This is a genomic window from Corallococcus sicarius (assembly GCF_003611735.1).
GTDB lineage: Bacteria > Myxococcota > Myxococcia > Myxococcales > Myxococcaceae > Corallococcus > Corallococcus sicarius.
The window spans coordinates 1-6,319 of record NZ_RAWG01000435.1 but is presented as its reverse complement, the minus strand read 5'-3'; the positions used below and the strand labels follow the sequence as shown (position 1 = coordinate 6,319).

The following is a 6,319-nucleotide window of genomic DNA, read 5'->3' as shown; positions in this document are numbered from 1 at the left end:
CGGATGGAGGGCTGGGGCTGCGGATGCCGGGCCCGAAGCGTCCCTCGTTCTGGCAGGAGGTGGCCGGGGTCCTCCTGGCGCAGGCCCACGCCCAGGGATTGCTGGGGGGGGGGACGCTGGGCCTGAGCGCGATGGATGCCTTCCCCGGCGGCACGGCCCACGCGTGGGGCGTGGTGCGCGCGCCGGCCGAGGACGAGACGCGCCTGCAGTTGATGGCGCCCGCCGAGGCCACGCTCGGACAGCCGGTGGAGGTGGACCTGCCGTACCTGCAGCCCATCGGATTCAGCGCGCGCTACGACGCCAATGCGGCCCTCTCGCAGCCGGCGGGTGAGCCGGTCACCGCGAGCCTCCAAGGGGTATCGCCGGACGGCACGTCGCTGGCGCCGGGCGCGGGGGCGACGTGGATCACCCAGCAGGCCAACGAAGCAACCCTGGCCACGACGGTGGCGCTCGTGCCGGGCACGACGACGCTGGTGCTGCGGGGCGCGACGCGGTTCGACACGCGCGCCATCGAGCTGAAGGCGACGCTGGTACCGCTGCCGACGGATGGCGGCGTGGGCGCCCCGAAGCGCGCGACGCTGACCCTGCAACGGGCGGAGGTGAGCTCCCAGGGCGAGACGGATCCGCTCCGCGGCGCGGCGCGGTTCCAGGGCGTGCGCGTGGACATCACCAGCGTGAACGACAGCGCGGCGATGACCGGCGAGGCAGGCAAGTACAGCACGTTGCTGCAGGTGCCTTCGCCCAACACGCAGAGCATCGCCTGCGCGGACATCCCGCTGGGGCCCCGGTTCGTCGCGCGGCTGGACGAAGCGGGCAACACCCGCTTCGACAGCGTGAACGGTTCGTTCTCCGCGTGCTCCCCCATGTTCTGGCTGTACCCGGGCGGGGCGACCCGGGCGGACGTGCTGGTGGACGTGCGACTGCTGCACGGTCGCGTCACCTTCAAGCACAAGGACGGACAGCAGGTTCCGGCGGTGTGCCAGGGCGCGGCGGCGACGCAGCGCGACCCCCAGACGGGAGAGGTGCTGCGCATCTCCGAGGCCGATGTGGCCACGACGGAGGTCCACTTCTTCCGGGAGGGGGACCTGGAACACCCGCTGGCGCGCTACGCGGTGACGCGCCCGTCCGTCCAGGCGTGCCCGGATCCGCAGCAGCCGCCCGAGGTGCCGCAGGGCCAGTACTCGCGGCTGCGGCTGGGGCCCACCAACTCCGTCTCCCGTGCCACGCGGGCGCGGTGCGAGCTGCTGCAGGTGGACGGCGCGAAGACGGCCGAGGAGCGCCTGTTCCTGAAGAACGAGTGCTCCGAGAGCAACAGCGGCTTCCTGCGACTGTCGGAAGGCGACCGGCTGGTGGTGTTCGCCGTCAACCACGCCACGGGCTACTCCGGCATGTCGACGGTGACGGTGCCGGCCATCAACCGCAACGCGCGGGTGGACGGCAAGTGCCCGGCGGATGCGAACGGTCCCTTGCAGCTCCAGGAGGGTTCACAGACCTTCTCCATCTCCCACTGCACGCAGCAGGAGCTGGGCATCCCGGGGGACGTGGACCTGTATCCGCCGGAGATCGACGTGCGGGTGCAGCGGCGCGCCCAGGATGACGGCGTGGCGCAGGCGGCGAAGAAGCACCTCATCCGCACGGGCAGCGCGGGGACCACGCGGGACGACTACGTCCAGGTGGTGACCCACTGGCGGGTGCGTCGTCAGCGGCAGCTTCCGGTGGAGCCGGGGGCGGGGACTCCGGACGCCGGTACGGCGGGCGGGGACTGTGTGCGGGGCTTCCAGGCGGACGGCGGCGCGTGCGCGCCGGGCATCCTGACGGACGATGACGCGGACGCGGGCGTGCCGCTGGAGGTGTACTGCTCGGAGCTTCCGGCGACCGCGTCAGCCCTGCAGCGGGCCTCGTGCCTCCAGGATGATCAGGAGCTGAGCGATGTGCCGGCGGGCGTGCCGCCGCTGGCCGGACAGATCATCCGGGTGACGGGCAGCGCGGTGGAGCAGCCCGCGGTGACGACGTTCGCGGTGGCGCCGGGGCAGAACACGGTGCATGTGGAGGCGGCACTGCGCCGGCTCAACGTGGATGGCAAGACGGAGACCGTCAACAGCCTGGTGCGGGCGAACTACTACCTGCACGTCGTGGGCAGCCGCCTGCTGGAGCGCGACCAGGACGGCGACGGTTGGGTGAGCCGCGCCGAGGACGTGGCGAAACCGGCGCACTTCGAGGAGCCGGAGCCCCGGGGAGAAAACCCGCCCGGCCTGCCTGCGCAGGCCATCGTCCTGAAGAACGTCTTCAAACGCTACGACGCGAAGGGCGCGTTGTCGGAGCAGTACGACCTGGCGCGCGAGCACGAGTTCCGCATCCTCGACCTGAAGCCCCAGAAGGTGCTGGCCACGGGCGACGGCGTGGCGCGTGACCTGACGCAGGAGACGGAGCCGGCCGCGAAGGAGCGCGACCTGGCGTACGAATTCCTGGGTCAGTTGCTGGAGCCGGATGACGCCGGCCGTGCGGGCACGCTGAGCGGCGACTACCGGGTGCGCCTGGGCAGTGACGCGTTCGGCATGGACTGCCCGCTCACGCTCAACCCGACGACCCACTCCCTCGTGGCCCACTGCGGCGGCGAGTACCTCGCGGAGGTCCTCAGCGCCAGCGACATCCTCTACCTGGAGCTGTATCTGAGCGGGAACGCGGAGAACGTCCTCTACCGCTTCAACCTCTTCGGGCTCGCGTCGCGCAAGGACGTGCTGGCGGCGTCGACGGAGCACCTGGCCGAAGCGGCCGTGGCCCCGGATGAAGCGGACGGCACGGCGGCCATCGGTCGTCCCGTGGGGCGCCCGGCGATCACCACCTTCTTCGTGGAGCCGGAGCAGTTCAGCGCGGGGGTGTTGAAGCTGTGCCGCACGCCGACGTGTGAGCAGGCCGGCGGCAACCTCCTCAAGGAGGCGCTGTTGTCGCGCGCGGTGGACGGGACGTTCCATGTGGAGGAGACGCTCCGGGGACGGGTGCGCGAACAGCTGCAGCAGGCGTCGCAACCCTCGGCGACGGGGGCGGTGCGCTTCCAGCTCGCGCTGCCGCCGGACCTGTCGAGCATGCCGGGCAGCGCCCAGGGGGCGCAGTCCGTGTACCTGGTGCTGGAGCCCGTGACGCTCGTGGCAACCGAGCGCACGGTGACGGCGCTGGGCAAGCCCGAGGGCTCCTACAACGCCGCGACCGCGCGGGCCGTGGGGCAGGCGTCGGTGTCGGGGGTGAGCGCGTCGGACGGGCACCTGTCGTTCTCCCACGAGGACTTCTCCCTCCCGTTCCTCAATGGGACCTTCGGGTTCTCGCGCACGTACAACAACCAGGACAACGAGCTCACGCCACTGGGTCTGGGGTGGCGGCACAACTTCGAGGGCTTCGTCCGCGAAGAGCGCTTCGGGCGCTACGTGGTGGTCGTCAACGGCCAGGCCTACGGCTTCCCGGGGTGCGCGATACCTTCGCAGTCCTCGCAGCGGGGCAACGCGAGCGCGTGCACGACGGACAACACGCACGGCTTCACGCTGACGGTGGAGGCGCCGGTCGAGGCGCCCGAAGGCGACAACGTCGTCCTCGTCACCTCCGGGGGAGAGCGTTTCGAGTTCAACCGGCGGGCAACGGGGCCCTGGGGTGAAGGCAAGCGCCGCTGGTTGCTGACGCGCTTCGGGGATGCGCACGGACGGGAAGAAGGCAAGGGGTGGACGACGCTCACGTACCTGCCGGCTTCGGACCTCGTGTCCACGGCCACGAAGAAGGGGGACACGGGACAGGTGCAGCTGTCCTTTGGCTATGACCCGGTGGACCTGGAGGCGCCCAACGTCTCGCCGTTGTTGCGGCTGATGGTGCGCAGTCAGGGCTTCCAGTGGCTGAGCACGGTGACGTTGTCGGGGGGCGAGGAGGGCGCGTACGGGGTGACCTTCACCCGGGATGGTCTGGGCAATCTCACCCGAGCGGTGCGGACGCCGGGCGTCCCCTTCCTCATCTACAGCTACGACTATGAGCCCGTGCCCGCGTCGCTGGGGGCCACGCAGCGCTGGGCGGCGCTCAACGAGTTGTCGGTGGCGCGGCTCATCCACGGCGAGACGGCATTGGCGGTAGGCCCGGCGCAGTGGACGGCGACGTACCTGCGGCAATCACCCCGAGCACCGCACCCGCATGTCGCGGTGCGCGAGGTGGTGTCGGAGGTGGTGGAGACGGGGATGGCGGGAGGGAAGCTGACGATGGCGTACGGCGCTGGAGGCAAGCGCTCCGTCACGCGGCCGGACGAGATCCAGGTGGACCTGCAGCTCAACACGTCCAACAACCTGGCCACGAGTACGACGGCGGTGGCACAGACGACGCAGCAGTGGTTCAGCAGAACAAAGGGCCAGCCGGTGGTCGTGGAACGTTCGGTGTCGCCGCTGGGACGCGTGTTGAACATGACGCCCGACACGAGTCTGCGATTGACGGATGTGGTGTTGACGAAGGGGCCGGACAACAGCCTGCCGGTGGCGGGACTGGAGACGGACCGCAAGCTCGTGCACCTCGACCTGGATGCGCGCTTCGGCACGCCGTCCACGTCGACAGTGAAGGTGGGGCCGGGTACCGCGAGCATCTCGAGCCCGCGCGACGCAGCGGGTGACTTGATGTCGCTGTCGCTGACGAACACCGAGGGCACCGAGACGCTGTTCCAGGCGCAGGAGTACGACGCGGACGGCCTCCTCGAGCGCTTCACGGACGCACAGGGCCGGACGGTGCTCCACGAAGAGTTCAACAGCCTGGGGCAGGCCCGGAAGACGGTGATGACGTTGGCCGGTGCCACCGGGCTGGGCACCCTGACGCGAACGGTGGAGTATGACGTCTATGGCCGGGTGAAGCGCTCCGAGGAGTTGGAGACAGGCACCTACGAGGCCTGGACGTACGACGGGCTCGGGCGGGTGTTGACGCTGGAGCGGTCGGGGTCGCCGGCGGAGAAGTGGACCTACACGTACGAGGCGACGGAGTCCCAGGAGGGCAAGCCGGTCCTCACGGTGACGGAGACGCTGGCGCAGGCACCTGACGGGGGCACGACGTCCGCGCACCTGCGGATCATGTCCTACGTGGACGGGCAGCTGGAGAGCGAAACGACGCGCGTGGGCGACCCCGAGCGGCTGGTGACGCGCTCGTATGCGTATGAGAAGGGCCAGCTGAAGAGCACCACGGATGAAACAGGGCGTGTGCGGGTCCATTTCTACGACAGTGCGGGCCGGCTGGAGCGGGTCACGGTCAACGGCGTCACGGAGACGAAGTACACGCTGGACGCGGAAGGCCTTCCCCGGGTCATCACGGACGCGCTGAAGCGCGAGACGAAGGTGGCCTACGACGAACTGGGCCGAGCCGTTTCCTGGGACTGGGGGGATGGCGACACGGAGTCGGTGACGCTGGATGGGCAGGGCCATCCGGTGCGCCGTGTGCAGGGCCCGCCGGGGACCCATGTGCTCAAGATGACGGGGTTGGACGCACTGGGGAGGCCGGGCTTCACGGACAGCGAGCGGGTGGACGGCGCGGTGCATGAGCGGCGCCAATACGACGCGGCGGGCCGGGTGAAGCGGGTCGAGGACGCGGAGCTGGGGCTCGTGGAAGAGCGGGAGTACTCGGATGTCCTGGGCCGGCTGACGCGCATGACGCGCACGGTGCAGACGTCCAACGCACGAGCGCTGACGCTCGTGGAAACGCGGACCTACGACGACCCGAACCGACTGGTGACGCTGACGCGCACCATCGACACTGGGAGTGGCCCGCGCACGGAAACGCAGACGCAGCTCATGGACACCGCGGGCCGGGTCCTGGAGTCACGGCGCCTGGTGGATGGGCATTCGGCCGTGGACACGTTCCGCTACACGGAGCGGGGCGATGTCTATTGGCATCAGTCGCCGACGGGGGCGGTGACGCGCAATACCTACGACCCGGCGGGCCACCTGCTGCGGACGGTGGACCCGGAAGACTACGTCAAGACGTACGTGTGGGACGACGCGGGGCGGTTGAAGACGGAAACGGGCCCGCACCCGGGCTACGTGAGCACGGTGGTGGCGTACGACGCGCTGGGGCGCCCGCTGGAGCGCACCGTGGCGGCCTTCGGAACGACGCCCGCGATGAAGTGGACGTATGCCTACCTCCCTGCCACGCACGAGACGGTGGAGACGGCGGACCTGGGGAACAACAAGACGATCGTGACGACGCGGCGCCACAACGCGCGGGGGCGTCTGGTGAAGGAGACGGTGTCGGGAGGGGGGACGACGCGCGATGTGACGGTGGCGTGGGAGGGCCCCTGGGAGAAGTCGCAGGTGGTGAC

At 70.2% G+C, this 6,319-nt stretch carries 1 protein-coding gene; it reads left to right on the top strand.

Annotation, left to right across the window (positions count from 1 at the left end):
• Positions 1-23: 23 nt before the first annotated feature.
• Positions 24-6,319: RHS repeat domain-containing protein (locus tag D7X12_RS37950; protein ID WP_147443923.1), on the top strand; the 6,296-nt coding region annotated here is incomplete at its 3' end.